Origin of the sequence: Algoriphagus zhangzhouensis (genome assembly GCF_900148515.1) — a bacterium.
GTDB lineage: Bacteria > Bacteroidota > Bacteroidia > Cytophagales > Cyclobacteriaceae > Algoriphagus > Algoriphagus zhangzhouensis.
Genome location: NZ_FRXN01000015.1, coordinates 1 through 1402, shown reverse-complemented (window position 1 = coordinate 1402; position 1402 = coordinate 1). Strand labels below are relative to the sequence as shown.

Here is a 1402-nt window from a genome sequence, read left to right as displayed (position 1 = left end):
TCAACGCAGGAACGTTCACGAATACGGCAACGGTAACGGGTACACCTCCGGTAGGAGCAGATGTGACCGACGATGACAGCGATACACAGACGTTTATTCAAGAACCTGAAATTGCGATCGTAAAATCAGCTGAAGTTGATTCTGAGGATGACTGCTATGACACAGGTGACATTGTAACCTACACCTTTGTAGTGACTAACTTGGGTAATGTTACCTTGGAAAATGTGACAATAGATGAAACCTATCACTTCACAGGAACAGGAACATTGGGAGCTGTCACTTTCGTAAGCAGCAGCATGGGAAGTGTCGAGGGTACATTGTTACCAAATGAGACAGCTACCTACACCGTAGAATATGAGATTACTCAAGAAGATACCGATACTAGATATATCGATAATCAGGCTGAGGTCACTGGTTCTTATGGTGATGGAATGACAGTGGATGATCTATCTGGTGAAACAAATGCAGATGATGAGGTGACTCAAGTTGACCTATGTCAGCAGCCAAGTATCGCAATTGTAAAATCTGCTGAAGTAATTTCTGATGATGACTGCTACGATACTGGAGATACGGTAATCTATACCTTCGTAGTGACTAACACAGGTAATGTTACCTTGGAAAATGTGACGATAGATGAAACCTATCACTTCACAGGAACAGGAACATTGGGAGCTGTGACTTTTGTAAGTAGCAGCATGGGTAGTGCAGAAGGTACCTTGAAGCCAGGAGAGTCAGCAACCTATACTGCTGAATATGTAATTACTCAGCAGGATACTGATACCAGATTTATCAATAATCAGGCAGAAGTAACAGGTTATTATTTATTAGCCTTCTCGAATGAGTTCTTTGTAACTGATCTTTCCGGTGACTCAGTGGATGCTGATAACGAAACTCAAGTAGACCTTTGTCAGCGACCTGATCTTTCAATAGCCAAATCACTTGTTTCTAATGATGATGTTGTGGGAGGATCTGTGAATTATGAAATCACAGTGACTAATACAGGAAACGTAACCTTGTATGACATCTATGTGGTGGATGATAAAGCAGGCTTGATGGAAGTTGTTCCAGTATTGGCTCCGGGAGCATCTATAAGCTTCCAGGCTTCAGTAATCATCACTCAAGAAATGATAGATGAAGGTTGCTTCTACAACACGGCTTATGCTGAAATCAGAGAAGTAATCGATGAGCAACAGCAACCAGGAGAAGGTGAAGATGTTGAATATAGAGTTGTGTTGAGAGATGATTCTAATGAAGTAGAGGTGTGCTTCACACAAACTCCAGAAATCAAAATTACAAAAACTGCATCCTATGATGATGGAGGTGATTGCAGTGATGTTGGAGAGGAGATTCTATACACCTTCGTGGTGACCAATACAGGAAATGTGACTTTGAGTTCTGTGAC

At 41.7% G+C, this 1402-nt stretch carries 1 protein-coding gene; it reads left to right on the top strand.

Going from position 1 to position 1402, the window contains the following annotated elements:
• The coding region (locus tag BUF13_RS20445) for a DUF7507 domain-containing protein (protein ID WP_134204626.1) at window positions 1-1402 on the top strand (1402 nt) is incomplete at both ends.